This is a genomic window from Pseudocitrobacter sp. CD920760 (genome assembly GCF_057782505.1).
Genome location: NZ_CM173490.1, coordinates 2,080,302 through 2,105,924, shown reverse-complemented (window position 1 = coordinate 2,105,924; position 25,623 = coordinate 2,080,302). Strand labels below are relative to the sequence as shown.

At 52.9% G+C, this 25,623-nt stretch carries 23 protein-coding genes and 2 tRNA genes; 10 read left to right on the top strand and 15 right to left on the bottom strand.

Going from position 1 to position 25,623, the window contains the following annotated elements; genetic code table 11:
• Positions 1-7: 7 nt before the first annotated feature.
• Positions 8-1,159 (top strand): glucans biosynthesis protein MdoC, encoded by a 1,152-nt coding sequence (gene mdoC, locus AC1MKH_RS09680; RefSeq protein WP_276220234.1) that lies wholly within the window; start codon positions 8-10, stop codon positions 1,157-1,159.
• Between the two features lie 45 nt (positions 1,160-1,204).
• On the opposite strand, the gene ymdB is transcribed toward mdoC, so the two are convergent.
• From ymdB to csgC, 3 genes are all read right to left on the bottom strand, one after another.
• Entirely contained in the window at positions 1,205-1,747 is a 543-nt protein-coding gene (ymdB, locus tag AC1MKH_RS09675) for an O-acetyl-ADP-ribose deacetylase (protein ID WP_276220235.1), read from the bottom strand.
• A gap of 99 nt (positions 1,748-1,846) precedes the next feature.
• The gene (locus AC1MKH_RS09670; RefSeq protein WP_276220236.1) at positions 1,847-2,170 is read right to left on the bottom strand and encodes a fimbrial protein; all 324 of its coding nucleotides are present in this window, start codon (positions 2,168-2,170) and stop codon (positions 1,847-1,849) included.
• Positions 2,171-2,419: 249 nt separating this feature from the next.
• Positions 2,420-2,752 carry a curli assembly chaperone CsgC gene (gene csgC / locus AC1MKH_RS09665; RefSeq protein ID WP_276220237.1) on the bottom strand — a complete coding sequence of 111 codons (333 nt, stop codon included), beginning with the start codon at positions 2,750-2,752 and terminating at the stop codon, positions 2,420-2,422.
• 512 nt (positions 2,753-3,264) lie between these two features.
• On the opposite strand from csgC, the gene csgD reads away from it, so the two are divergent.
• From csgD to AC1MKH_RS09650, 3 genes are all read left to right on the top strand, one after another.
• The gene (csgD, locus tag AC1MKH_RS09660; protein WP_276220238.1) at positions 3,265-3,915 is read left to right on the top strand and encodes a biofilm master transcriptional regulator CsgD; all 651 of its coding nucleotides are present in this window, start codon (positions 3,265-3,267) and stop codon (positions 3,913-3,915) included.
• Between the two features lie 5 nt (positions 3,916-3,920).
• Positions 3,921-4,301: a CsgE family curli-type amyloid fiber assembly protein gene (locus tag AC1MKH_RS09655; protein ID WP_015964903.1), complete on the top strand. Its 381-nt coding sequence runs from the start codon at positions 3,921-3,923 to the stop codon at positions 4,299-4,301.
• Between the two features lie 164 nt (positions 4,302-4,465).
• A complete protein-coding gene (locus tag AC1MKH_RS09650; protein WP_276220239.1) occupies positions 4,466-5,428 on the top strand; it encodes a CsgG/HfaB family protein in 963 nt (320 codons plus the stop codon).
• Positions 5,429-5,534: 106 nt separating this feature from the next.
• On the opposite strand, the gene AC1MKH_RS09645 is transcribed toward AC1MKH_RS09650, so the two are convergent.
• Both AC1MKH_RS09645 and AC1MKH_RS09640 read right to left on the bottom strand, forming a co-directional pair.
• Positions 5,535-6,800, bottom strand: coding sequence for a hypothetical protein (locus AC1MKH_RS09645; protein ID WP_276220240.1), 1,266 nt, complete (start codon positions 6,798-6,800; stop codon positions 5,535-5,537).
• Between the two features lie 41 nt (positions 6,801-6,841).
• The gene (locus AC1MKH_RS09640) at positions 6,842-7,339 is read right to left on the bottom strand and encodes a hypothetical protein (RefSeq protein ID WP_276220241.1); all 498 of its coding nucleotides are present in this window, start codon (positions 7,337-7,339) and stop codon (positions 6,842-6,844) included.
• A gap of 383 nt (positions 7,340-7,722) precedes the next feature.
• Here AC1MKH_RS09640 and AC1MKH_RS09635 point away from each other — a divergent pair, with 383 nt between their 5' ends.
• Positions 7,723-8,127 carry a curli assembly protein CsgF gene (locus AC1MKH_RS09635; protein WP_276220242.1) on the top strand — a complete coding sequence of 135 codons (405 nt, stop codon included), beginning with the start codon at positions 7,723-7,725 and terminating at the stop codon, positions 8,125-8,127.
• A gap of 36 nt (positions 8,128-8,163) precedes the next feature.
• Here the strand turns inward: AC1MKH_RS09635 and AC1MKH_RS09630 are convergent, their stop codons facing one another.
• From AC1MKH_RS09630 to ghrA, 4 genes are all read right to left on the bottom strand, one after another.
• Entirely contained in the window at positions 8,164-8,643 is a 480-nt protein-coding gene (locus tag AC1MKH_RS09630) for a DUF1097 domain-containing protein (protein WP_276220243.1), read from the bottom strand.
• 96 nt (positions 8,644-8,739) lie between these two features.
• On the bottom strand, positions 8,740-9,294 hold the full coding sequence (locus tag AC1MKH_RS09625) for a TorD/DmsD family molecular chaperone (protein WP_276220244.1): 555 nt from the start codon (positions 9,292-9,294) through the stop codon (positions 8,740-8,742).
• Positions 9,295-9,314: 20 nt separating this feature from the next.
• Positions 9,315-10,052 (bottom strand): phosphatase, encoded by a 738-nt coding sequence (locus AC1MKH_RS09620; protein WP_276220245.1) that lies wholly within the window; start codon positions 10,050-10,052, stop codon positions 9,315-9,317.
• Positions 10,053-10,145: 93 nt separating this feature from the next.
• The gene (gene ghrA, locus AC1MKH_RS09615) at positions 10,146-11,084 is read right to left on the bottom strand and encodes a glyoxylate/hydroxypyruvate reductase GhrA (protein ID WP_276220246.1); all 939 of its coding nucleotides are present in this window, start codon (positions 11,082-11,084) and stop codon (positions 10,146-10,148) included.
• Positions 11,085-11,351: 267 nt separating this feature from the next.
• Here ghrA and AC1MKH_RS09610 point away from each other — a divergent pair.
• Positions 11,352-11,439: transfer RNA gene (locus AC1MKH_RS09610), tRNA-Ser, on the top strand.
• A gap of 118 nt (positions 11,440-11,557) precedes the next feature.
• On the opposite strand, the gene AC1MKH_RS09605 is transcribed toward AC1MKH_RS09610, so the two are convergent.
• Positions 11,558-12,460: a LysR family transcriptional regulator gene (locus tag AC1MKH_RS09605; RefSeq protein ID WP_276224782.1), complete on the bottom strand. Its 903-nt coding sequence runs from the start codon at positions 12,458-12,460 to the stop codon at positions 11,558-11,560.
• A gap of 114 nt (positions 12,461-12,574) precedes the next feature.
• On the opposite strand from AC1MKH_RS09605, the gene AC1MKH_RS09600 reads away from it, so the two are divergent.
• The 3 genes from AC1MKH_RS09600 to AC1MKH_RS09590 all read left to right on the top strand — a co-directional run bounded on the left by AC1MKH_RS09600 (position 12,575) and on the right by AC1MKH_RS09590 (position 14,367).
• On the top strand, positions 12,575-13,435 hold the full coding sequence (locus tag AC1MKH_RS09600) for a pirin family protein (protein ID WP_276224783.1): 861 nt from the start codon (positions 12,575-12,577) through the stop codon (positions 13,433-13,435).
• A gap of 18 nt (positions 13,436-13,453) precedes the next feature.
• A complete protein-coding gene (locus AC1MKH_RS09595; protein ID WP_276224784.1) occupies positions 13,454-14,131 on the top strand; it encodes an isochorismatase family protein in 678 nt (225 codons plus the stop codon).
• Between the two features lie 148 nt (positions 14,132-14,279).
• Positions 14,280-14,367, top strand: a tRNA-Ser gene (locus AC1MKH_RS09590).
• A gap of 427 nt (positions 14,368-14,794) precedes the next feature.
• Here AC1MKH_RS09590 and phoH read toward each other — a convergent pair.
• The 5 genes from phoH to putP form a co-directional block, all read right to left on the bottom strand.
• Positions 14,795-15,583, bottom strand: coding sequence for a phosphate starvation-inducible protein PhoH (gene phoH, locus AC1MKH_RS09585; protein WP_276220247.1), 789 nt, complete (start codon positions 15,581-15,583; stop codon positions 14,795-14,797).
• Positions 15,584-16,213: 630 nt separating this feature from the next.
• Positions 16,214-17,473: an iron uptake transporter deferrochelatase/peroxidase subunit gene (gene efeB, locus AC1MKH_RS09580; protein ID WP_276220248.1), complete on the bottom strand. Its 1,260-nt coding sequence runs from the start codon at positions 17,471-17,473 to the stop codon at positions 16,214-16,216.
• 5 nt (positions 17,474-17,478) lie between these two features.
• Positions 17,479-18,594, bottom strand: a complete 1,116-nt coding sequence (gene efeO, locus AC1MKH_RS09575) for an iron uptake system protein EfeO (RefSeq protein WP_276220249.1) — start codon at positions 18,592-18,594, stop codon at positions 17,479-17,481.
• Positions 18,595-18,629: 35 nt separating this feature from the next.
• Positions 18,630-19,463, bottom strand: coding sequence for an iron uptake transporter permease EfeU (gene efeU, locus AC1MKH_RS09570; RefSeq protein ID WP_231827702.1), 834 nt, complete (start codon positions 19,461-19,463; stop codon positions 18,630-18,632).
• A gap of 246 nt (positions 19,464-19,709) precedes the next feature.
• Complete coding sequence (putP, locus tag AC1MKH_RS09565; RefSeq protein ID WP_276220250.1) at positions 19,710-21,218, bottom strand: sodium/proline symporter PutP; 1,509 nt, start codon at positions 21,216-21,218, stop codon at positions 19,710-19,712.
• A gap of 418 nt (positions 21,219-21,636) precedes the next feature.
• Here putP and putA point away from each other — a divergent pair, with 418 nt between their 5' ends.
• Positions 21,637-25,599 carry a trifunctional transcriptional regulator/proline dehydrogenase/L-glutamate gamma-semialdehyde dehydrogenase gene (putA, locus tag AC1MKH_RS09560; RefSeq protein ID WP_276220251.1) on the top strand — a complete coding sequence of 1,321 codons (3,963 nt, stop codon included), beginning with the start codon at positions 21,637-21,639 and terminating at the stop codon, positions 25,597-25,599.
• The last annotated feature ends 24 nt before the right edge of the window (positions 25,600-25,623 follow it).

The following is a 25,623-nucleotide window of genomic DNA, read 5'->3' as shown; positions in this document are numbered from 1 at the left end:
TAACTCTATGAATAATGTACCTGCACAGCGCGAGTATTTCCTCGATTCCATCCGCGCATGGCTGATGCTCCTGGGTATCCCTTTTCACATTTCTCTGATTTACTCCAGCCACACCTGGCATGTTAACAGCGTTGAACCCTCATGGTGGCTCACGCTATTTAATGATTTTATTCATGCCTTCCGCATGCAGGTGTTCTTTGTCATCTCCGGCTACTTCTCCTACATGCTGTTTTTGCGTTATCCGCTGAAGAAATGGTGGAAAGTGCGCGTAGAGCGCGTCGGGATCCCCATGTTGACCGCGATCCCTCTGCTGACGCTGCCGCAGTTTCTCATGCTGCAACACGTCAAGGGCAAGACGGAAAGCTGGCACACGCTGTCGCTCTATGACAAATATAATACGCTGGTATGGGAACTGGTGTCGCATCTGTGGTTTTTATTGGTTCTTGTGGTATTGACCACACTTGGCATCTGGGCATTTAAGGTCATTAAACGCCGTCAGACGCCAGGGTGTTTAGATAACCTGACCATGGGAAAACTGACGGTCTGGTTCCTGCTGTTGGGCGTGCTGTACGCCGCAATCCGACGCACGCTGTTTATCGTTTACCCGCCCATTCTCAGCGACGGCCTGTTTAACTTTGCGGTGATGCAAACGCTGTTCTATGTACCCTTCTTCGTGCTGGGCGCGCTGGCATTTATTCACCCACGCGTGAAAGCGCTGTTTACCACCACCTCCTGGCCGTGCGTGATTGCCGCCATTGCTGGTTTCATCGCCTATCGTCTGAATCAACAATACGGCTCCGGCGATGCGTGGATGTATGAAACCGAGTCGGTGATCACCATGGTGCTGGGTCTGTGGATGGTTAATGTGGTGTTCTCGCTGGGCCACCGCCTACTGAATTTCCAGTCTGCGCGCGTGACCTATTTCGTTAACGCCTCACTGTTTATCTACCTGGTGCACCATCCGCTAACGCTGTTTTATGGCGCGTGGATCACGCCGAATATTAGCTCCAATATCGTGGGCTTTGTTACCGGGCTGGTCTTTGTGATTGGGTGCGCGCTGGTGCTGTACGAGATCCACCTGCGTATTCCGCTACTGCGTTTCCTGTTCTCAGGAAAACCGCAGCAGAAGGTTGAAAAAGCGCAGCCTTCACGCGGCTAACGCCCAAACAAAAACGCCTGATACGTTGCGGTATCAGGCGTTTTTTTATGCGTCGACGTCGTCGCCCTGCTGGCTTAATAACCGTTTATACAGCCGGGCGTTCTCTTCGTCATAACAAACAAACCAGACTTTCTCCGGCGTGCGATGAAACGTCAGAAAACGCTCAACCGTATGGAAAGCAATTTCTGCGGCCGCGGGTTTCGGGTAACCGTAAACACCAGTCGAAATCGCCGGAAACGCGACGCTCTGATAGCCGTTATCCAGCGCCAGCTGCAAGCTGTTGCGATAGGCCTGCTCCAGCAGCGAAGCTTCATGCGCATCGCCACCTTTCCAAATCGGACCGACCGTGTGGATCACCGCTTTCGCCTTCAGATTACCCGCGTGGGTAATCACTGCATGACCCGGCGGGCACGTCCCTTGTTGCTGACGCACGACCGCACAGGCTTCTTCTAACGCCGGGCCTGCGGCACGGTGAATGGCACCATCAACGCCGCCACCGCCCATCAGAGATGGGTTTGCCGCATTGACGATCACATCCACGTCAAGTTGGGTGATATCTCCCTGCAACACCTGAATTCGTGCTGTCATGCTGACCTCCTGCCAACCACAAACCTATTACCAGTTTAGACAATAGAGGTGGTGAGCTTACTGACAAATAATAGAACCCCGCCTTCTGCGGGGTTGCCATTATTGATACTGCACGCTTATCACAGCAAGCGTTTTCTGTTTGTTCAGCCACTGCATATTCAGCGTGGCATCCCTCAGATGTTGTGTTTCTCCGTGCGAAAGCGACGTGACGGGAATCGTATTTTGATGGTGATTGCCATCGCGGTAGCAGGATACATTCACATTGCGCGTCGACGGATCCACCGCGCACCCGCCTTCCACGATTTGCCCACGAAAATGAATCACGCCTCCCTGGCCTGACCGTTCGGATCCCGCCAGCGCATCGAGACAGATGGCGGGAGTAAAACAAAGTATCAACAACGCATTACCGAAAAATGCTTTCATGTAAGCCTCTTCACAAAGCTTCATCCCTGATTGTTGATTACGATGGGTGATCTGTGCACCTTTTCAGGCTAGCAGCCCCTACGATGTTTGGGAGGCATCAGCAATCAACGGATGAAATTAAAAAGTTGTGTTGTTCAATACGTCATTTATTTTTAGAGAGTTAAATGACTCGCTATTGGCAATGAAGACCGCTATTACCAACAGAGAAGCTATCGGCAGAGGGGGGAGATACTTTAGACAGAGAGGCTGTCAGGTTTTTTGTGGGTCAAGCGTCCAGGTTTCACTGAGATCGATATCGCGGCCATCAGACACGCGCACGGTCACCACCACGTTGTCGCCCGGCGCAGGCGTCAGTATCAGCGTGGCCAGCGCCTGCGGTCTGCGCGCATGAATCACCAGCACACTTTTTTGCCGGCTTCGACTGGTGCCCGATGCGCCCAGTCGTTCGGTTTCCATGCTGACTTCGCACTGGCACTCTACGGGCAGCGTCACCATCGGGATCACGGTAACCTGATCGCCTTCTTTCTTCGACTCAAAGCTCAACGTTCCAATGACCATTGCAGCAAGAATGAGACCAGGCATCTTATGATTAACCTCTCTGTAGTGTGTCAGCGACCAGACCGAGCCAACATAACGCGCTCATAATCTCCATCGCCATGAGTTCAATAAGAATTGTCCTAAGCTATTATTGTCACAGGTGAAAATCCTCAAATATATTATTTATAATACCATTAAATTGCTTAATAAAATTAATCAAAATCTATCTCAACCGTGCAGATAATGTAACTAATGCTTTTTTATTATTTTTGATAAATTCATTAGATATCAATAAAGTAAAAATTAATTCTGTTTTTAAACTTTGACATTCATCATACGAAACTGAGTTTAGAAAAAAACATAACTCAAATTTACATTTTGTTACACTATATAAACTTGTTTAATTAATTTGCCCTACCTAAATTTTAGATTAATTCATATTTCGTAGTCCATTGGCATTGTCGCGCTTCCTGCGGCCGCCTGAGCGTGCGTGTTGTTACTGTTTAACCTTATATTTCAACTATATAAAAATGGCATATATCTCTCTGGAGTGAACCATGAGAACGAATAAGAATCCGTCTGAGCCCAGATTTTTGTTTCTGATAACAAAGCCGTCGTTGCAATCAACGCTTTTGTTACAGGCACTTAAGAAGCGTTTCTACAATGAAGTGACACTTAAACATTGCGATGTCATCGACAGTTCAACGATTGAGGATGGCGATCTGCTTTTATTCGACATGATGTCCCTTGAAGAACAGACATCACGGCAGTGGTGCCAGGATCTGCAAAACTGCCAGAAAAAGTTTAAAACACTGCTTTTTAATATACCGCCGCATTATCATCACCGTGATATTGTCGAATGGCCGATGATTAGTGGTATATTCCAAACAGAAACCGGCGAAGAAAATTTAATAGAAGGTATCAGAACCGTATGCCGGGGTGAGAAATTCTTTCCTAAGTCGATTAATGACTATCTTACACAGCAGCTAAATTTGTCCCATCCGCAGTGGAATGAAACCGTTGACCTGACACATCGCGAAAAACAGATCCTGAGCAAACTTCGACAAGGCGCCTCCAACATCGAAATTGCTCATCTGCTGTTCATCAGCGAGAACACAGTCAAAACGCATATCTACAATCTCTTTAAAAAGCTCTCGGTGAAGAACCGAACTCAGGCCGTGTTTTGGGCGAACAAATACCTACGGTGACTATCATGAAAACCGTTCCTGTATTGGCGACAGTTCTGCTTTTACATCTTGCGCCAGCCCCGGCGGCAGAACTTGAAGTTCCAGGGTTGATTGTCACTCGTGCTGTTACCTCGGTGGGACAAAAGTTCTGCCGAGATTTTAGCGAGCACTGGACAGATAATAAAATTAACCTGATTATTATTGAACGCCCCAGCGCACGCTGGGGCAGTATTATGACCATTCGCTATAATCAAGATATTGTCTTCCAGACAATAGTTTCACCTGTCATGCGAAATTATGATGCGGTGATTACACAAGCCGTCGCATCAGTACAGGAAGAAATACAAAAAAGGATTATAAATCAAGCGTTATTGCAAACTGGAGACCTTTCCTCCGACGAATACTAATCTGAAATATATTATATAGAAATAGTCCTTTTGTGCTGTTGTAATTTACAACCCGGAAAATAGTCGTAGCGCAATTAATTATTATTAATTGTGTTCACGGCTTCTTGCGTAAATATTTCACAGAGGGGTATTTAAATGTCACCATTCAGAGAGGCAAGAACAAGATGCGTATCGTTACTCTGGCAGTTGTAGCTGGACTCTTGTCTGGGTGCATTACAACACCACCACAAGAAGCCGCCAAACCGACATTACTCCCGCGTGATGCGACCTATAAAGATCTGGTGTCGCTGCCGCAGCCGCGCGGAAAAATATTTGTTGCCGTCTATAACATCCAGGATGAAACAGGCCAGTTCCAGCCTTATCCAGCCAGTAACTTTTCAACATCAGTGCCGCAAAGCGCCACGGCAATGCTGGTTTCCTCTCTGAAAGACTCTCGCTGGTTTGTTCCTCTGGAGCGTCAGGGATTGAATAACCTGCTTAATGAACGAAAAATTATTCGTGCGGCGCAGCAAAATGGTACCGTCGGTGATAATAACGCCAGCCCGCTTCCTTCACTCTATTCAGCAAACGTGATTGTTGAAGGGTCGATTATTGGCTATGCCAGCAACGTGAAAACCGGTGGCTTCGGCGCGCGCTATTTTGGTATTGGCGGCAGCACCCAGTATCAATTAGATCAGGTGGCCGTTAACTTGCGTATTGTGAATGTCCATACTGGCGAAGTGCTCTCCTCGGTGAATACCAGCAAAACGATTCTCTCCTATGAAATTCAGGCAGGCGTCTTCCGCTTTATTGATTACCAGCGTCTGTTAGAAGGCGAAGCGGGCTTTACCACCAACGAGCCGGTGATGACCTGCCTGATGTCGGCCATTGAAGAAGGCGTCATCCACCTGATTAACGATGGAATCAACAAGAAACTGTGGGCGCTGAGTAATGCCGCGGACATCAACTCCGAAGTCCTGACGCGCTATCGCAAAGAGGCCGTGGAAGGCTTGCTGATGCCCGATGAACTCACTCAATCGCCGCCACCGCAAACGGTTCGCCCGAACGTGCCAGCGCAGGCAACGCAGCAAAATCTCGCCCCACCGCAGGCACCGTTGCCGAAAGCCGCGAGCGAAAGCAGCTCCTGATAGCGTATCTTGCCGGCTGTCTGCTCTGCACAGCCGGTTTTTGTTCCTTTATTCCGTGCACAGAAAAGCCGCCACAAACGTGGCGGCTCATCAGGCAAAACATCACTTAGTGTTGATTCACAATTGCTGTGTTGCCAGACCCGGTCTGTTTCACATATGCCGTGGTTGAAATGCCTGCGACGGTTTGATTGATGTTCACACTGCTGCCATTGGCGCTGGTTTGCAGCACTTTAGCGGCTGCCACCAGGGTGCCGTAGCCGCCACCGTGTTTATCATCGTCGAACGATTTATCCCAGCTGCTGCCGCCACTCTGATTAATGACAACATCGCTGTCTTTGGTGCCGCTGGTCTGATCGACATCCACCAGACCATTATTGACGTTGGTGGTCGCAGTGACAGTGTTACGACTGGTCCCGCCGCTTTGATCGATAGTCGCGATACCATTACTGCTGTTTTGTTCAAGCGTAATGGTGTTGCTGCTACCATTCTGGTTAACCGTAGCATCGTTTTTGAAGCCAAGCTGAGTCACATCCAGCACGTTGCCTCCGCTGCTGTGACCACTACCGCCTTTACGATCGTTTTTACCGTCGTAGAAGCCGCCGCCGGTTTGCGTCAGATCTGCGGTGTTGTAGTTGCCTTTCTGTTTGAGTGTCAGGTCGTTGAAGCTACCTGACTGATTCACGGTTGCGCCGTTGCCCTGGCCATTCTGGCTAATATAGGCTTCGTTATAGTTACCGGAAAGGTTCGCGGTCAGGTCATTTTTACCTTTCTGGTAAATCACCGCCTTGTTATGCGTACCTGATTGGCCAGGGCTGTAGATGTGGTTATCACTCTGATCCTGGTTAATCACCATTTGGTTATCAGAACCACTTTGGGTGAAGGTATTACCGGAAGAGCCGCCTTTCGAATCGAGTAGAGCGGTACCGATGGTGTTGTTTTTACCCCCGCTTTGGCGGATATACAACAGGCTGTTTTTGGCGGTTTGCAGGGTGCTCAGGGAGTTATTTCCCCCTTCCTGATAAATCAGCGTTGAGGAGCCTTTCGCCCCATCCTGCTCGACGTTGGCCAGATTATTGCCGCTGCCATAACCCGAGCCGCCTTTATCATCCCAACCGCCATGACCGCCGTGGCCACCATGGCCACTGCCGCTTGAGCCGCCCTGGTAGATGGCGACGTGTTCACTGTTGTTACCCGCATTCGGCCCGAAGCCTGGTAATTCGCTGCCGTGTGCGGCAACCGCGTCGTTAGCAAGCCCAGCGGTTGTGGTGAGTTCGGAATTACCACCGTCGGTTACCGCAGGTCCGGTATATTGCGCGAAGGCACTTCCAGAAATAACTAATGATGCGATTGCTGTCAATTTCCAGAGATTCATAGTAGTACCTATTATGTAGTTAACGTAACGGGTTAAATGAACTACCTCGTATAGCCATGGGTGACTTTTACGGTGATAGTTTTACCTACTCCAGTTTGACTTACCTTAATACCTGCCAGGTTATTTCCAACCTGAACAATTTTCGCATAATTCGAATAACCGTCCTGAGAAATAGCCGCTGCGTTCCCAGAACCTTTTTGTATTATTTCAGCATCATTACCCCAACCCGCCTGACTAATAATAGCAAGATCATTATTGCCATAAAGTTGTGTAATATCAGCCGTATGCCCTCCACCTTGTTGTTGAATAATTGCGTTAGTATTTCTACCTGTATGATATTGATCAATATCAGCCCGGAGCCCATCACCATTCTGTTTGATCCATGCGTTGGTCGCATTGCGAGGTAAGTTCAATTTATCTGGTAACGCGTAATCTTCAGCAGACAGGGAGGACAAATCAGGATGTTCATTTGAATTAGAATGCGCATAAACACCCATAGGAGTGAATGTCAGTAGTGCTGCGAGGACATAGCCTCTCATAGAATACCTCCGGTCGATGTAATTAGACTATTGATTACCCCCTTGTAAAAAACGAATATGTTACTGCATCCCGGCACGTTGCCAGGCATATACAAAATTTCACATATGGTAATAATATTATTCCCCTGCGGATATTTCGTACTCATACAAAAACAGGATTTGTCCGTTTCCGTCAGAAAAAAGTGCTATTTTTCTGACAAGGTATTATGCCGCAAATAAAGAATCAGATTGATTTCTCTCACTAATATTATTTTGTGCTTTGCTTATTCAGAGCGTTTACATTAGATACCGTGGAAATTTTTGTATGGGGAACTATGATAAAAGCGTCGTGATACCACGCGTTCTCAAAAAACAATATCGCAGTATTTGATTGAGGGCACACCATGTTAAAACGTCATAAAGTGCTGTTGGGTCTGGCAGGCATTATGCTGGCGAACGTCTGTATCGCGGGGCAGCTTGTCTATACCCCGGTTAACCCAAATTTTGGTGGTAACCCATTAAATGGCTCCACGCTGCTTTCCGAAGCACAGGCGCAAAACGGCTACTCCGCGCCGAACTCCGATGATTCGTTTGATCAAACCTCCGCACTCAGCGCCTTTACGTCATCAATCCAGTCTCAGTTGCTGGGGAGCTTGATGGGTAACGTCAGTCAGGGGAAACCCGGTAAGCTGGTGACGGAAGATTTTATCGTTAACGTGACCAATACAGATGGTCAGCTGGTGATGAATATTACCGATAGAAAAACCAATCAAACCTCGCAAATTGAAATTAGCGGCATGAGCAACTAAAAAACAAAACCGGCGACACAAGGTCGCCGGTTTTTATTATTCTACTGCGCGTTGTGTTGAGGCAGAAGTTCGCCGATTTGCCAGCCATAGCCCACTGTTTTTCATCGCGAAACCAAAAACCAGCCCAACGGCCAGTGAAGGTACCACCAGGCGCCAGTCGCCCTGCCCGGCAAACGTTGCGCAGGCCCCGATAAACGTTCCGGGAACAAACGACAGCAACAGCTGTTTTGCCTGAATACACATCAGAAACGCCACCACGCCCGTCATCAGATAGCCAACGATTTCCAGATGCGGCGCCATTGCGCTGCCGTAAATAATCACCTGCGCCCACAGCACGCCGCTCATCGTGGTGCATGCGGAGATAAGCAGGCCCTTCAGCCCACCTTGTGGGCAGGCAAAATAGGCGGTACATCCGAGGAAACCGGCCCAGCTTAATAATCCCAACGACACCGCTACCCAGCCCCAAACGCCGGAGAGAATGCCTGTGGTGATTGCAATAGAGAGAAGTATGTTCATGGCGGGCATTTTAGCAGATGCCCGCCGAGTTAGTGAGATCGTGAACACATTTTACGCAATGCAATTACATCCATTGCATCATAAACGTGATTTAAATCACTCTTCTTCCTCTTCCTGCAGCTCGTCCCACATGGCGCTAATCGCTTCGCGGGTCAGGAGCGCCAGAGTACGCCAGAACGTGGTCGCGGCATGGGCTTCTACTTTGCCAAGGAAAGTGCCGACCCATGGAAGAAGATACGTTTCGAACAGCGTCTCGAGCGCCTCGTTTTCATCCTCTGCCGAATTATCTTCCAGCCAGGAAGCCGCCAGCAGTAACGTCCCAATATGGTCGGCTGGATTTTCACCCAGCGGCATGCCGCGCGAAGTCAGAAACGCGCGCACGTCGGTTTCTGCCGCACCGTCTACCCATGCGCTACGGTATGGGGAAACCCGGCACTCTTCGCCCACAAACAGGGCATTATAATCTGCGGCAATTTGCTGAATATCACAGCTCTTTTGCAGACGGGTCAGCAGTTCATCCTGCTCCAGCGGCCAGTTCGCCGCCAGCTTCCCTTCGCGGATCAGGGTGAACAGCGGTACCAGCAGCGGGTCCTGCGGCTGACGGTAGTACAGCGAGCCCAGCGCCCGGCAGAGAATTGAAAACTCGTTCATTAATTAATCCATCTCATTCATTAAAATTCGGCAAATTCAGGAACCGGAGCTTTGCCGCGTGACTCCAGGAAATTCAGGAAACGACGTGGGGTAACATTAAGAATACGATCTTCGGGGAAATTGACGGCATCGAGGATCTTCCGACACTCGGTAAATTCGCCCAGGGTAAATGCCGTGTGGGAATCCGAGCCCAACGCCAGCCAGCCGCCGGCATCGCGAACCGCTGCGGCGATGGCGCGACAGTTACCTTCGCTACCCACACGCGAGGTCAGGAACGATGAGTTATTGATCTCCAGCGCTACCTGATATTTAGCTGCTGCCTCGGCTACGGCCTGGATATCCACCGGGAATTTCGGGTTTCCCGGGTGGCTAATCATATGCACATTACCGCTGGCCATCGTGGCAATCATCGCTTGGGTGTGCGTGGCTTGATCCTGCGGTGGGAAAACCGGCTCGTGGAAGCCCGCAATAATGAAATCGAGCGAGGTCAGCATGGGCCCGGTACAGTCGATTTCACCCTGAGTATTTTTGATGTTTGCTTCGATACCGCGCAGGATCCCCACGCCATCAACGATACGCGGCCAGATACGCATATTAATAAAGTGCCAGGCGTGCGGTGCGTCGGCCATATCCGGGCCGTGATCGGTGATAGCAAAGAGTTTGATGCCTTTACGTTTCGCTTCGGCAATATAGTCATGCAGCGTGCTATAAGCATGCGTGCTGGCAACAGTGTGCATATGCAGGTCAACGGGATACATCACATTCTCCTCTATCGTGTTAGCGCCAAGAATAGCAGGAAACCTGGCCTTTTATTAGCGAAAACCCGGCAGAAGCCGGGTTTGTAGAGGTGATTAATAGCCGCGCTGGCGGTCGACCTGGCCACTCACGTGGTCGCCGCGCTCCAGCCCCGTAATTGTACGGGCGATATAGGCAATGGCCTCCTGCGGGCGGGTGACCGCTGCGATGTGCGGGGTCATCACCACGCGCGGATGCTGCCACAACGGGCTTTCCTGCGGCAGCGGCTCACGGCTGAAGACATCGAGCATCGCGCCCTTCAGCTTATGGTTGTTGAGCGCCTGCAACAGGTCATCCTCCACGACGTGCACGCCGCGCGCCAGATTCAACAGATAGCTCTTATCCTGCAACTGATTCAACAGGTCGAGATTAATAATGCCAACGGTTTCCGCCGTATTCGGCAACAGGTTGATTAAAACGCGCGTTTCACGCAGGAAATCGCCCAGTTCTTCGGTTCCGGCAAAACTTTGCACACCGGGCAACGTTTTGCGGCTACGGCTCCAGCAGCGTACCGGGAAGCCCCACGCCAGCAGACTTTCAGCCACTTTACCGCCCAGCACACCTGCACCCATGATACCAATAGTGAAATCTTCGCGATGATAGTCGGCCAGCGGCTGCCACTCAGATTTCTGCTGCTGCGCCTGATAATCATCAAAGCGGCGGAACCAGTGCAGCACCTGACTTACGGCATATTCCTGCATTTGCAGACCCATGCCGGTGTCTTCGAGGCGAAACAGCGGAATCGACTCCGGCAGCATTTCCGGGTTCGCTTTTAACTTACTGAGAATGGAATCTACGCCAGCCCCCAGCGCAAACACGGCTTTTAAATCGCGGCCCTGCAACATTTCTACCGGTGGATGCCAAACCAGCGCATAGTCGGCATGCTGATTGTCGCCCTTTTTCCACTCGCGAACGTTCGCGCCCGGCAGTTGCTTGCTCAGTTGGGCAATCCAGTACGGGGTATCAAAGGTCGGATGGTAAAAGATGATCTCCATAACTACTCCTGACATAAAGCGCCATCGTATTTTTATCTCTTCGGCGCGGTATTGATTGATTTTTTTAGCGGATCCTCAGCATAGCAAAATTATCTTATCAGTCCCGTAAAAAGCATTGTGGTGGCAAAAAAGGCGATTTATGACTGATTTAAAAGCAAGTTGCTTGAAGTTTGTCTAAACGAACCTTTTTTTAAAAAAGTTTATTGACGCAAGCAGCGGATTTCCCTAAATTAGCGCCCGTTCCAGCAGCAACGGAACAAACAATATGGTGAGGTGTCCGAGTGGCTGAAGGAGCACGCCTGGAAAGTGTGTATACGGCAACGTATCCGGGGTTCGAATCCCCGCCTCACCGCCATATTCGAGAAAAAGCTCGTACGAAAGTACGAGCTTTTTTTTTCGCCTGTTGCACCGCCAGGCGGGGTGAGAAGCCCGGACCGGGGTTCGACAACTGGCGCAGCGGGTCACCCCCCCTTTTATTCCTCCTCCATCTTCTGGTACTCCTCAGCCAGATAATCGACCAATGCTCTGACCGAAGGCAGTAATCCACGCCTGGATGCAAACACCGCATGGATCACCTCGCGACGCGGTTGCCACTCATCAAGTACTGACACAAGCTCCCCTGACGCCAGCTGCTCCCTCACCATCAATAGAGGTAATTGCACAATGCCTACCCCCGCTATCGCGGCTTCACGCAGCGCCAGCATGTCGCTTGTTATCATGCGCGGCGTAAACCAGACTTCAGCACGCGCGCCCTCCGGTCCACTCAATTCCCAGCGATGCTGTTTACCCGCGCCAGGGCTTAAGCCAGGCCAACTGCTCAACGAAGCGGGTGCCAGCGGCTTGCCCATACGCGCAACCAACTCGGGGCTCGCGACCAGTCGATGGCCACGATCCGCCAGCACGCGCATCACCAGATCGCTATCTTCAAAGGGCCGAGGACGTACGCGTATCGCGACATCTATCCCTTCCGCCACGACATCGACACGTCTGTTGGTCGCCTCGAGCTGCACATTGACGCCCGGATAACGCACCATAAAACGCGCCAGCATCGGACCAATGTGCACATGCAGTAATGTGACAGGGCATACGATCCGTACCGTACCGCGCGGTTCTGATTGTAATGTCGCCACCGCGTCCTGCGCCGCCTCCGCCTCTACCAGCATGGCTTTGCAGTGCTGATAGAACGTCTGCCCAACGTCTGTCACCGTAAAGTGCCGGGTGGTGCGATGGATTAACCTCACCCCAAGCCGCGCCTCCAGCTGCGCAATACGCCGACTCAGTTTCGACTTCGGCTGATCGAGCGCCCTACCGGCCGCTGCAAATCCTCCGTGATCCACCACCTGCACAAACCATGCGAAATCATTGAGATCCTGCATATCTACCTCATCGTTCCATTTTCAGAACAGTGTAGCGCTATTTTGCCATCTACCGGGATATTAACGCCGAAAGTAAGCTTAATGACATCAGAAACAGAGATGCAGGAGATAACGATGAAAAAGATTACAGGCGTGTATACCGCCCCCGCCCCGCACTGGGTGGGCAATGGCTTCCCGGTACGTTCACTGTTTTCGTACCAGAGCCACGGTGAGCAGTTGAGCCCTTTCCTGCTCCTCGACTATGCCGGGCCCTTCACTTTTCCGGCGGGAAGCGAGAAGCGCGGTGTCGGTGAACATCCGCATCGTGGATTTGAAACCGTCACGCTGGTGTACGACGGCGAAGTGGAACATCGCGATTCAACAGGTAAAGGTGGCGTGATTGGCCCTGGTGATGTCCAGTGGATGACAGCAGGCGCGGGAATTTTGCACGAAGAGTTTCATTCTCAAGCCTTTAGCCAAACCGGCGGTGAACTCAAGATGATTCAGCTATGGGTCAACCTGCCGGCAAAAGACAAGATGGCGACACCAGGCTACCAAAGCATCCGTGCAGAGGATATTCCGCACATCGCATTACCCGATGGCGGTGGCACTCTGCGCATCATTGCAGGCCACTATCACGACATCAACGGGCCGGCGCACACCTTCTCGCCGCTGAATGTGTGGGATATGCAGTTAAAACGCGGGCATGACGTTGAATTTAAGCAGCCCAATGGCTGGAGCACCGCGCTGGTCGTGCTAAAAGGCGAAGTGACCCTTAACGGTGAGAAACCTGCGCTGGAGGGCCAGTTAGTGGTTTTCGACCAGCAGGGTGAAGAGATACATCTTCAGGCACAAGCGGATTCCAGCGTTCTCCTGCTGGCAGGTGAGCCCCTGAACGAGCCGATTATTGGGTACGGGCCATTTGTGATGAATAACAAGGCGCAAATCGCCGAAGCGATTCGCGATTTTAATTCAGGCCGCTTCGGCCAGATTTAACAACACGAGGTAAATAACATGTCTATTCCCGCTAATTTTAACAATACCCGTCCGGTTATTGATGTTAATGATGCCGTAATGCTACTGATTGATCATCAAAGCGGCCTGTTCCAGACCGTGGCCGACATGCCTATGCCGGAATTGCGTGCCCGTGCGGCTGCGCTGGCAAAAATGGCGACGCTGGCAAAACTGCCGGTCATCACCACGGCATCTGTTCCACAGGGGCCAAACGGTCCTTTGATCCCGGAGATTCACCAGAATGCTCCACATGCACAGTACGTTGCGCGTCGGGGGGAGATTAATGCCTGGGATAACCCGGAGTTTGTCGCAGCGGTCAAAGCGACGGGGCGTAATACCTTAATTATCGCCGGAACGATCACCAGTGTATGCATGGCTTTCCCGGCCATTGCGGCTGTCGCTGAAGGATACAAAGTTTTTGCCGTGATCGACGCATCGGGTACTTACAGTAAAATGGCACAAGAGATTACCCTCGCACGGGTGGTTCAGGCAGGTGTTGTGCCAATGGATACCGCAGCGGTCGCTGCGGAATTGCAAGGCACATGGAATCGCCAGGACGCAGCAGAGTGGGCAGACGTTTATACCAACATCTTCCCTGCCTATCAGTTATTGATTGAAAGCTATGGTAAAGCGCAGGACGTCGTGAAAAATAACGAATTGCTCGATTCACAACGTTGATTTACCTCCCCGTTCGCATCCGGACGGGGAATATGTTCAATGCTTAACCGAACGAGAGATAATTAAGAAATTATGCTTGACCGTTTTAGGGCAACTCCCTATAGTAGCGCCCCGTTGCCACCCAAGCAGTTCGGCAGCAAAACAATATGGTGAGGTGTCCGAGTGGCTGAAGGAGCACGCCTGGAAAGTGTGTATACGGCAACGTATCCGGGGTTCGAATCCCCGCCTCACCGCCATATTCGAGAAAAAGCTCGTACGAAAGTACGAGCTTTTTTTTCGCCTGTTGCACAGCCAGGCGGGGTGAGAAGCCCGGACCGGGGTTCGACAACTGGCGCAGCCAGTTGGACAGACCGTGAACGTAGTGAACGGGCTGCCCGCAGGGCGAGCGCAGCGAGTCAATCCCCGCCTCACCGCCATATTCGAGAAAGAGCTCGTACGAAAGTACGGGCTTTTTTTTCGCCTGTTGTTCAGGTGCCGCCTGCTCCCCTCACCCTAACCCTCTCCCCAAAGGGGCGAGGGGATCGAATGTGCTCGCTGTTAAGTTCGGCGCTGGTTTTCTCCCTCGCCCCTTTGGGGAGAGGGCCGGGGTGAGGGGACAAATACCGCACCACGCCCAAAAACACCAAAGCCCGGTTACCCGGGCTTTGCCACAACCTCACCGCATCAGTAATACGCTTTCAGCGTTCGCTGGCACAGCGCCGAGCGCACACAATCTTCTTTGGTAAAGCGCACTACCCCTACCATCTCATCTTCTTCAAAGCGCTCCAGCGCGTCGCTTAACCCGGACAAGACGCCGCGCGGCAAGTCACACTGTGTGATATCGCCGTTGACGATAACCGTCACGTTCTCCCCGAGGCGCGTCAAAAACATCTTCATTTGCGCAGCGGTGACGTTCTGGGCCTCGTCGAGAATGACCACCGCATTTTCAAATGTACGTCCGCGCATATAAGCGAACGGCGCGATTTCCACCTTGCCGATTTCCGGGCGCAGGCAGTACTGCATAAAGGACGCCCCTAGCCGCTTCACCAGCACGTCATAGACGGGCCGGAAGTAAGGCGCGAACTTCTCAGAGATATCACCGGGCAGGAAGCCGAGGTCTTCATCAGCCTGCAATACCGGGCGGGTAACGATTATCCTCTCCACGTCCTTATGAATCAGAGCTTCAGCCGCTTTTGCTGCACTTATCCAGGTTTTACCGCAGCCTGCTTCGCCAGTGGCGAAGATCAGCTGTTTGCTTTCAATCGCATTCAAATAATGCGCCTGAGCGTCATTGCGGGCCTTAATCGGTGAATTATCGCGGCTGTCCCGCGCCATACCGATAGATTCCACGCCACTCATATGCACAAGCGAGGTGACCGATTCTTCTTCACGCTGTTTATGGCTACGTGAATCCCGTCTCAGCACACGTTTCGCTTCACGACGAGCTTTAGTCACTGCTTTTTGTCTTCCCATGGATAGCACCTTGAGTTGTAGGTTTACATCACACGTGCCGTTGGCAGCACGATTATGCGCACGAACGTCTGAGGTTTGGCTTCCTTGTAAGCCATTGCTTGCCTGTCGAACTGACGTGAAAGCACGACTACGCGCATCGCGTTCCACATCGGGAAAGGGAGTGTTGTTTTCAGAATGAGATATTTTTGAGGTGACGAAATCGCTGCCGGAAGCTAAACCTCCGCGCGGAGTGGTGCGGTGACTGTTTTTACCTTGTCCGATAAAGGACGCTACCATTCGCGATCTCCATAGTGAGCTACATCACAACCGGGAACTACCGCTACTACTTATTAAATACATCAAAAATAATTAAGAATGCAATTTAAATTTTACCTAAAAGTAACAAATTAGATCCCATCCGTTCACAGACAGTCTCTTCTATTTATATTACAGAATTATATCAATGGGATAGAAACAAGAAAAAAGAGTGGATATACCACCTACCCAAAGAGGTAGGTGTTTTTCAGATTATTGACAACGTGCGCCTGGTTAATGCCGGATGCGGCGTAAACGCCTTATCCGGCCTACAAATTTTTGCAGGCATTTTGTAGGCCTGATAAGCGCAGCGCCATCAGGCAAGTTTGGCATGATTCAGGCTTCAAGCAGCGTTTGCCCAAGATAGGATGCCGATGACGGCACACCCGGCAGCACGAAGAAGTAGCCGCCGCCGATGGGTTTAACATACTCCTCGAGCGCTTCACCATTTAACCGTTTCTGTACCGCGAGAAATCCCTTTTCCAGATCGTGCTGATAGCAGACAAATAACAGCCCCATATCCAGTTGCCCCGAATTGGTCACGCCGAGAGAATAGCTGTACCCCCGACGCATCATCAGGCTGGACTGCGTCTCGGCGGTTCTCGGGTTAGCCAATCGGATATGGCTATCCAGCGCAATCACCTCACCTTCTGGATCACGGCTATAATCGGGTACATCATGCTCATGCTGCATTCCGAGCGGCGCACCACTCTGCTTATCGCGGCCAAAAATAGTCTGCTGTTCTTTGAGCGGCGTTCGATCCCAGAACTCGACGTGGAACTGAATGATGCGCACCGCCTGATACGAGCCGCCCAGCGCCCACGCGGGTTCCTGTTGATCCTTCGTCACCCACACCACGTTGTCCATCAGCGATTTATCGCCACTATCCGGGTTCGCGGTGCCATCTTTAAAACCGAGCAGGTTAACCGGCGTCTCTTTACCTTTACTGCGCGCGGCGTGGTCAGAGATAAACCCTTCCCGCTTCCAGCGCACGCTCAGCAGATCCGGCGTGTGCTTAATGATGTCGCGCAACGCATGGATAACCGTATCCTGCGTGTTGGCGCAAATTTGCAGTAACAGGTCACCGTGGCATAACGCCGCATCTAATGAATCATTCGGAAAGCGCGTCATTTTTTGCAGTTTTTTCGGCGCATGCGCTGCCAGCCCGAAACGCTCATCAAACAGTGACTGCCCGACCGATACCGTCATGGTCAGGTTATCCGGGGCGATCCACGCCCCAAGAATACCGGAATCCATCGGCGGCAAACGCGGATTTGGCGTCTCCGGCGCCGGGCCGCCTTCGGTAAGAAACGCAATCCGCGTGGTCAGCAGACGCATCAACCGTTGCAGATCGGCGCGATCGGAGGCCAGCACATCAAACGCCACCAGCATCATCGATGCCTGCTGTGGCGTCAGCACGCCCGCCTGATGCACCCCGTAAAAAGGCTGTTTCTCATCGCGCCCGGTCACCGCTGGCGCAACGGCTTTCGCACCGTGCGCCACCGGGCAACCCGCCGCCAGCGCAAGCGCGCCTACGCCCTTCAGCCAGCGACGGCGTGAAGGTTCATTCACGCCGGTTTTATGTTGCTCTGCCATGATGCTTAATCCAGACCCAGAATCCCGCGCAGCTGCGCTAAATCTTCCGCCAGAGTGGTGATTGGCCCCTTCAGCGCGTTGCGATCCGCATCGGTCAGTTTGTCGTAGGTCTCAAAACCGTCTTTGGTGCGGTATTTCGCGAGGATCGCATCGACTTTCTTAAAGTTGGCATCCACCTTCGCCAGCAGCGCACTGTTCTCTTTTTGCAGTTGCGGACGTAGCAGGTCAACAATCTTCTGCGCGCCATCGATGTTGGCCTGGAAATCCCACAGGTCGGTATGACTGTAGCGATCTTCCTCGCCGCTGATTTTGCTGGCGGCCACTTCTTCAATCAGCCCGGCTGCACCGCCCACCACTTTCGACGGCGGGAAGGCCAATTCCGCAATACGTTTTTGCAGGTCAACCACATCGCTGTAAAGCTGTTCGGCATACTTATCCATTCCTTTGGTGCTGTTGTCGCCAAAGAGAGCCTTCTCAAGACGGTGGAAGCCGGTGAATTTCGGGTCAGCGGCCTTCTGCTCATAGTCATCTTCACGAGCATCAATGCTGCCATCGAGATCAGAGAACAGCTCTGCAATAGGTTCAATACGTTCGTAGTACTGACGCGTAGGTGCGTACAGGGATTTCGCTTTTTCGATATCCCCCGCTTTCACCGCATCGGTAAAGGCTTTAGTGGCTTTTACCAGCTCTGCCGTTTGTGCGGTGACATAGGTTTTATAAGCGGTAATCGCCTCGCCCAGGCTTAAAACCGCATCCGCTTTCGCCGCATCCTTCGTGGCTTCACCTTTAACAATCAGCTTGCCTTTCGGGTTGGTCAGCAGACCGCAGGTCATCTCATATTCACCCGGTTGCAGGTTGGCGGTCATTTTTTGCGTAAAGCCCGGCGCGATATTTTCACGCTCTTCCACCACCATCACGCCCTTGAGGATCTCCCACTCCAGCGCCTTCTGGCTATGGTTCTGAATGATAAATTGTGTTTTACCTGCATTGACGGTGAGCGTCATCGGCTCACACTGTTTGTCGTTTACCGTGACATTGACCTTCGGAATGTCAGCAGCCTGCGCAGAGAATGCGAAAGAGCACAGCGCGGCGAGCACGCTACGGCGAAAAATAGTGTTCATGGTCCATCCCTTTCAATGAGTAAAAGCCATTTGCCTTACGGGGCGATACGTGATGCTGCATTCGGCGCGCGCGCTGGCCAGAAAAAGAGCGCCAGCGCAGGCAGTAAATAGAGTAACCAGACCGCCACTTCACTGACGCTTGGCGCTTCCTGGTAGCCAAAAATACCTTCCATCAACGTGCCAAACAGTGAGTGGGTGGTGAGCGTGCCGCTGAAATCAAACGCGACATCCTGGAAGTGGTTCCACAGCCCGGCTTCGTGGAACGCGCGAATTGCCCCGGCGGCAAGCCCCGCAGCGACCAGCAAAATAAACAGGCTGGTCCATTTGAAGAACGCGCCGAGATTCAGACGAATGCCGCCCCAGTAGAGCAGGAAGCCCAGCACGACGGCTGTCGCCAGCCCGAGGACTGCGCCAAGCGGTGGCCAGATACCGAGATCCTGCTGGAATGCCGCCAGTAGAAAGAACACCGATTCCAGCCCTTCACGCGCCACGGCGAAAAAGACCATCATCACCAGCGCCCAGCCGTGGTGATTGCCCCGCGCCAGCGCGTTATCCACCGCCTGTTCCAGCTGCTGTTTTACGTTGCGCGATACTTTGCGCATCCAGAACACCATCCAGGTCAGGATGACGACGGCGATAACCGCCACGATACCTTCAAACAGCTCCTGTTCTTTTTGCGGGAACTCACCGGTGGTTTCGTTGATAAAGATACCCAGCCCAAGGCAGAGCGCCGCAGCCAGGAATACGCCAATCCACATCACGCCTATCAAGCCACCACGCTGTGTGCGTTTCAAATAGCTGGCGATAAGGCTAACAATCAGCGCGGCTTCTAATCCTTCGCGCAGCATAATCAAAAAAGGCACAAACATGCGAACGTCCTTAAATGTGAATCGCAGTCAACACATGCAAAGAAAAGTAAATGTGAGTGATAGCGATTATCATTACGCAAAGACGAAATTCAAGTGAAATATGTCGGAAATGATAAGCAAATGTAAAAGCAGTAAGATGTGCAGGCGGGAAAATTCGGATGATAAAATGCCGGATGCGGCTAACGCCTTATCCGGCCTACAAATTCTCCTGTAGGCCGGATAAGCGCAGCGCATCCGGCAACGTGTTTACTCCGCCTGTAAACGCGACGGCGGTGCAGAATGGTAATGTGCGTCCGCTTCTTCGAAGCGTTTACGCATCGCCGCTGACGGTGCTTTGTCCAGCAGGCTGAAGATAACAATCCCCAGGCTACCGAAAATGAAGCCCGGAATGATTTCGTACAGGCCCAGCAGCTCGAAGTGCTTCCAGACGATCACGGTTACCGCACCGATAATCATCCCCGCCAGCGCGCCGTTACGCGTCATACGTGACCACAGTACCGAGAACAGTACCACCGGGCCAAACGCCGCACCAAAGCCTGCCCAGGCGTAACTCACCAGACCAAGTACGCGGTTTTCCGGGTTTGCCGCCAGCGCAATCGCCACCAGCGCCACCACCAGCACCATCAAACGCCCTACCCACACCAGCTCTTTCTGGCTGGCGTTTTTACGCAGAAACGCTTTGTACAGGTCTTCCGTAATCGCGCTGGAGCACACCAGCAGCTGACAGCTCAGGGTTGACATCACCGCGGCCAGAATCGCAGAAAGCAGAATACCGGCAATCCACGGGTTAAACAGGATTTGCGCCAGTTCGATAAACACGCGTTCGGCGTTCTGACTTACCGGGCCCGCAACCGCCGGGTTATTCTGGAAGTAGGCGATACCAAAGAAGCCAACCGCGACCGCACCCGCCAGACACAGGATCATCCAGGTCATACTGATACGACGCGCATGCACGATGCTGTGGTGGGAATCTGCCGCCATGAAACGCGCCAGAATGTGCGGCTGACCGAAGTAACCAAGCCCCCAGCCCATCAGGGAAATAATGGCGACGAAGTTCAGCCCTTTGAGCATATCGATGTTCTCAATGCTCTTTTGCTTGATAACCTCCATCGAATCATCCAGGCCGCCCACGGCGAGGATAACCATCACCGGCGTCAGAATCAGCGCGAAAATCATCAGGCTGGCCTGCACGGTGTCGGTCCAGCTAACCGCCAGGAAGCCGCCGATAAAGGTGTAAATGATGGTCGCGGCGGCACCGGCCCACAGCGCCGTTTCATAACTCATGCCGAAGGTGCTTTCGAACAGACGCGCCCCGGCCACAATGCCTGACGCACAATAGATGGTGAAGAACAGCAGAATCACCAGCGCAGAGATAATGCGCAGTACGCGGCTCTTATCTTCAAAGCGCCCGGTGAAGTAGTCCGGCAGCGTCAGCGCATTATTGTTGGCTTCGGTGTGTACACGTAAACGCCCCGCCACCAGCTTCCAGTTGATCCACGCGCCCACGGTCAGGCCGATAGCAATCCAGCTTTCCGAGATACCGGCGATAAAAATTGCCCCCGGCAGGCCCATCAGCAGCCAACCACTCATATCCGACGCGCCCGCAGAAAGCGCCGTCACAAATGGCCCAAGACTTCGTCCCCCGAGGATATAATCATCGAAGTTTTTCGTCGATCGCCAGGCGAAAAACCCAATTAATATCATGCCAAAGATATAGACAAAAAAAGTCACCAGCATCGGTGTGCTTATATTCATTAAACTCTCCAGATTTATTCGTCGACAACATCCGACTTGTCGTTATTCCCTTACCGGAACGAGGTAAAGGCCTGTTCTGTTATTCAGGCGACCGTATCCTGACGGAAGCGAAGATTTTTCACAAATGATTTAACACTGCATTCACATCGAATGCATCCCTGTCGTAATACCATTTTCCTATAGGTTGCACTCCCTCACGCTTTTTAGGGTTGCACCATTTAGAACTGTTAACTAGCCCTCAAAATCAAGCTTTCAGATACATCGGTTACATTCCATACCATCAGTTTTTCTTTTAACAATAAATTCATTTCTCAGGTTGCAATTGATGTCACATTTAACACGGTTGCACAAAGTTGCAACATAGTAGATATTCTTGCTACGCCGAAAATATGACGACAAAACAACAGGAGTAGATGGCATGGGCACCACCACCATGGGTGTTAAGCTGGATGAAGCCACGCGCGAGCGAATTAAAAGTGCGGCCACGCGAATTGATCGCACCCCACACTGGTTAATAAAGCAGGCAATCTTTAATTACCTGGAAAAACTGGAAAACGATGAAGTATTGCCGGAATTACCGGCACTGCTCGCCGGGGCCGCCAATGAGAGCGATGAAATCATCACCGCCCAGGAAGAGCCGCACCAGCCGTTCCTCGAATTCGCCGAACAGATCCTGCCGCAGTCCGTGAGTCGTGCTGCCATCACCGCCGCTTATCGTCGCAGTGAAACCGATGCGGTTCCCATGTTAATGGAGCAGGCTCGTCTGCCGGAAAACATCGCCGCTCAGGCCCATCAACTGGCCTGGAAACTGGCAGAAAAACTGCGTAATCAGAAAACCGCCAGCGGACGTGCAGGCATGGTACAAAGCCTGTTGCAGGAGTTTTCGCTTTCCTCTCAGGAAGGCGTAGCGCTGATGTGCCTGGCCGAAGCGCTATTGCGTATCCCGGATAAAGCCACGCGTGATGCGCTGATCCGCGACAAAATCAGCAACGGCAACTGGCAATCACACATTGGCCGCAGCCCGTCGCTGTTTGTCAACGCGGCGACCTGGGGCCTGCTGTTTACCGGTAAACTGGTCTCCACACACAATGAAGCCAGCCTTTCTCGCTCACTCAACCGCATTATCGGCAAAAGCGGTGAACCGCTGATCCGCAAAGGCGTGGATATGGCGATGCGCCTGATGGGCGAACAGTTCGTCACCGGCGAAACCATCGCCGAAGCGCTGGCCAATGCACGTAAACTGGAAGAGAAAGGTTTCCGCTACTCTTACGACATGCTGGGCGAAGCCGCCCTGACCGCCGCCGATGCGCAGGCCTATATGGTCTCTTATCAACAGGCGATCCATGCGATTGGTAAAGCCTCTAACGGGCGTGGCATTTATGAAGGCCCGGGCATCTCAATTAAACTTTCCGCCCTGCACCCGCGCTACAGCCGTGCGCAGTATGACCGCGTCATGGACGAACTCTATCCGCGCCTGAAATCGCTGACGTTGCTGGCGCGCCAGTACGATATCGGCATTAACATCGACGCTGAAGAAGCTGACCGTCTGGAGATCTCCCTCGACCTGCTGGAAAAACTGTGCTTCGAGCCAGAACTGGCGGGCTGGAACGGGATTGGTTTTGTTATTCAGGCGTATCAGAAACGCTGCCCGTTCGTCATTGATTATCTGATTGACCTCGCCACCCGTAGCCGTCGCCGCCTGATGATCCGTCTGGTGAAAGGCGCGTACTGGGATAGCGAAATCAAGCGCGCACAAATGGACGGCCTGGAAGGTTACCCGGTTTATACCCGCAAGGTGTACACCGACGTCTCTTACCTCGCCTGCGCGAAGAAACTGCTTGGCGTGCCAAACCTGATTTACCCGCAGTTCGCCACCCATAACGCCCACACCCTGGCAGCCATTTATCAACTGGCCGGGCAGAACTACTATCCGGGTCAGTATGAGTTCCAGTGCCTGCACGGTATGGGTGAACCGCTGTATGAACAAGTTGTAGGCAAAGTCGCTGATGGCAAGTTAAACCGTCCGTGCCGTATTTACGCCCCGGTGGGTACGCATGAAACGCTGCTGGCGTATCTGGTGCGCCGTCTGCTGGAAAACGGTGCGAACACCTCCTTCGTTAACCGTATCGCGGATACCACCCTGCCACTCGATGAACTGGTGGCCGATCCGGTTGAAGCCGTTGAAAAAATGGCCATTCAGGAAGGTGCAGCTGGCCTGCCGCATCCGAAAATCGCCCTGCCGCGCGATCTGTACGGCAAAGACCGCGCCAACTCTGCGGGTCTCGATCTCGCTAACGAACATCGTCTGGCCTCGCTCTCTTCCTCGCTGCTGAACAGCGCGCTGCAAAAATGGCGTGCCCTGCCGATGCTGGATCATCCGGTTGCTGAAGGCGAAATGACGCCGCTGCTTAACCCGGCAGAGCCGAAAGATATCGTTGGCTATGTACGTGAAGCCAGCGAAAGCGAAGTCGAACAGGCGCTGACCAGCGCGGTGAACAATGCGCCAATCTGGTTTGCCACCCCACCGCAGGAACGTGCCGCGATTCTGGAACGCGCAGCCATCCTGATGGAAGGCCAGATGCAGCAGTTAATTGGCATTCTGGTGCGCGAAGCCGGGAAAACCTTCAGCAACGCGATTGCCGAAGTACGTGAAGCGGTCGATTTCCTGCACTATTACGCCGGCCAGGTTCGTCACGATTTCGACAACGAAACTCACCGCCCGCTGGGCCCGGTGGTGTGTATCAGCCCGTGGAACTTCCCGCTGGCCATCTTTACCGGGCAAATTGCCGCCGCCCTCGCCGCAGGTAACAGCGTGCTGGCGAAACCTGCCGAGCAAACACCGCTGATTGCCGCACAGGGGATTGCCATTCTGCTGGAAGCAGGCGTACCGCCAGGCGTGGTGCAACTGTTACCGGGCCGAGGCGAAACCGTGGGCGCGCAACTTACCTCCGACAACCGCGTACGTGGTGTGATGTTCACCGGCTCGACGGAAGTCGCTACCCTGCTGCAACGTAACATTGCGACGCGTCTTGATGCTCAAGGTCGCCCGACGCCGCTTATCGCCGAAACGGGTGGGATGAACGCGATGATCGTCGATTCTTCCGCGCTCACCGAGCAGGTTGTGGTGGATGTCGTCGCCTCCGCCTTTGATAGCGCAGGCCAGCGCTGCTCCGCCCTGCGCGTACTCTGCCTGCAGGACGATATTGCCGATCACACCCTCACCATGTTGCGCGGTGCGATGGGTGAATGCCGCATGGGCAACCCAGGCCGTCTGACCACTGACATCGGCCCGGTGATTGATGACGAAGCCAAAACCAATATCGAACGCCACATTCAGGCGATGCGCGCCAAAGGCCGCACCGTCTTCCAGGCTGCACGCGAAAACAGCGACGACGCGCGCGAATGGCAGTCCGGTACCTTTGTTGCCCCGACGCTTATCGAGCTGGAAAGTTTTGATGAACTGAAGAAAGAAGTGTTCGGCCCGGTACTGCACGTAGTGCGTTACAACCGCAATAATCTGGACAAACTGATTGAGCAAATTAACACCTCTGGCTACGGTTTGACGCTGGGCGTGCATACGCGTATCGACGAAACCATCGCTCAGGTCACGGGTAGCGCGAAAGTCGGCAACCTGTATGTCAACCGCAACATGGTCGGCGCAGTGGTGGGCGTGCAGCCATTCGGCGGCGAAGGATTATCCGGCACCGGTCCGAAAGCGGGCGGCCCGCTCTATCTCTATCGCCTGCTGACCAGCCGCCCGGAAACAGCGTTGGGCAAAACGCTTGCACGTCAGGACGCGGAATACCCGGTGGACGCACAGTTGAAAGCGCTGCTGGAAAAACCGCTTACCGCGCTGAAAAACTGGGGCAACGGTAATGCCTCGCTGAGCGCGCTCTGCCAACAGTATGGCGAACTGGCGCAAGCCGGAACCCAGCGCGTACTGCCGGGCCCGACCGGCGAACGCAACACCTGGACGCTGATGCCGCGCGAACGTGTACTCTGCGTCGCTGATGGCGAACAGGATGCGCTGACCCAACTGGCGGCCGTCATGGCCGTCGGTAGCGAAGTGCTGTGGCCGGACGCCCCACTCCAGCGCGAACTGGCGAAAAAGCTGCCGAAAGAGGTGAGCGAGCGTATCCGCTTCGCCAAAGCGGATGTCCTCATGAGCCAGTTCTTCGATGCGGTGATTTACCACGGCGATTCCGATCAGCTGCGTAAACTGTGTGAACAGGTGGCGGCCCGCGACGGCGCGATTGTTTCAGTGCAGGGCTTCGCACGCGGCGAAACGAATCTGCTGCTGGAACGCCTGTATCACGAACGTTCGCTGAGTGTGAACACTGCGGCTGCGGGTGGGAATGCGAGTCTGATGACGATCGGTTAAACCGCGCAGATGCCGGATGCGGCG

Excerpts from the sequence above, each read along its gene's own strand:
- mdoC (WP_276220234.1), top strand. The coding sequence starts at position 8 with ATGAATAATGTACCTGCACAGCGCGAGTATTTCCTCGATTCCATCCGC.
- ymdB (WP_276220235.1), bottom strand. The coding sequence starts at position 1,747 with ATGACAGCACGAATTCAGGTGTTGCAGGGAGATATCACCCAACTTGAC.
- AC1MKH_RS09670 (WP_276220236.1), bottom strand. The coding sequence starts at position 2,170 with ATGAAAGCATTTTTCGGTAATGCGTTGTTGATACTTTGTTTTACTCCC.
- csgC (WP_276220237.1), bottom strand. The coding sequence starts at position 2,752 with ATGCCTGGTCTCATTCTTGCTGCAATGGTCATTGGAACGTTGAGCTTT.
- csgD (WP_276220238.1), top strand. The coding sequence starts at position 3,265 with ATGAGAACGAATAAGAATCCGTCTGAGCCCAGATTTTTGTTTCTGATA.
- AC1MKH_RS09655 (WP_015964903.1), top strand. The coding sequence starts at position 3,921 with ATGAAAACCGTTCCTGTATTGGCGACAGTTCTGCTTTTACATCTTGCG.
- AC1MKH_RS09650 (WP_276220239.1), top strand. The coding sequence starts at position 4,466 with ATGCGTATCGTTACTCTGGCAGTTGTAGCTGGACTCTTGTCTGGGTGC.
- AC1MKH_RS09645 (WP_276220240.1), bottom strand. The coding sequence starts at position 6,800 with ATGAATCTCTGGAAATTGACAGCAATCGCATCATTAGTTATTTCTGGA.
- AC1MKH_RS09640 (WP_276220241.1), bottom strand. The coding sequence starts at position 7,339 with ATGAGAGGCTATGTCCTCGCAGCACTACTGACATTCACTCCTATGGGT.
- AC1MKH_RS09635 (WP_276220242.1), top strand. The coding sequence starts at position 7,723 with ATGTTAAAACGTCATAAAGTGCTGTTGGGTCTGGCAGGCATTATGCTG.
- AC1MKH_RS09630 (WP_276220243.1), bottom strand. The coding sequence starts at position 8,643 with ATGAACATACTTCTCTCTATTGCAATCACCACAGGCATTCTCTCCGGC.
- AC1MKH_RS09625 (WP_276220244.1), bottom strand. The coding sequence starts at position 9,294 with ATGAACGAGTTTTCAATTCTCTGCCGGGCGCTGGGCTCGCTGTACTAC.
- AC1MKH_RS09620 (WP_276220245.1), bottom strand. The coding sequence starts at position 10,052 with ATGTATCCCGTTGACCTGCATATGCACACTGTTGCCAGCACGCATGCT.
- ghrA (WP_276220246.1), bottom strand. The coding sequence starts at position 11,084 with ATGGAGATCATCTTTTACCATCCGACCTTTGATACCCCGTACTGGATT.
- AC1MKH_RS09605 (WP_276224782.1), bottom strand. The coding sequence starts at position 12,460 with ATGCAGGATCTCAATGATTTCGCATGGTTTGTGCAGGTGGTGGATCAC.
- AC1MKH_RS09600 (WP_276224783.1), top strand. The coding sequence starts at position 12,575 with ATGAAAAAGATTACAGGCGTGTATACCGCCCCCGCCCCGCACTGGGTG.
- AC1MKH_RS09595 (WP_276224784.1), top strand. The coding sequence starts at position 13,454 with ATGTCTATTCCCGCTAATTTTAACAATACCCGTCCGGTTATTGATGTT.
- phoH (WP_276220247.1), bottom strand. The coding sequence starts at position 15,583 with ATGGGAAGACAAAAAGCAGTGACTAAAGCTCGTCGTGAAGCGAAACGT.
- efeB (WP_276220248.1), bottom strand. The coding sequence starts at position 17,473 with ATGGCAGAGCAACATAAAACCGGCGTGAATGAACCTTCACGCCGTCGC.
- efeO (WP_276220249.1), bottom strand. The coding sequence starts at position 18,594 with ATGAACACTATTTTTCGCCGTAGCGTGCTCGCCGCGCTGTGCTCTTTC.
- efeU (WP_231827702.1), bottom strand. The coding sequence starts at position 19,463 with ATGTTTGTGCCTTTTTTGATTATGCTGCGCGAAGGATTAGAAGCCGCG.
- putP (WP_276220250.1), bottom strand. The coding sequence starts at position 21,218 with ATGAATATAAGCACACCGATGCTGGTGACTTTTTTTGTCTATATCTTT.
- putA (WP_276220251.1), top strand. The coding sequence starts at position 21,637 with ATGGGCACCACCACCATGGGTGTTAAGCTGGATGAAGCCACGCGCGAG.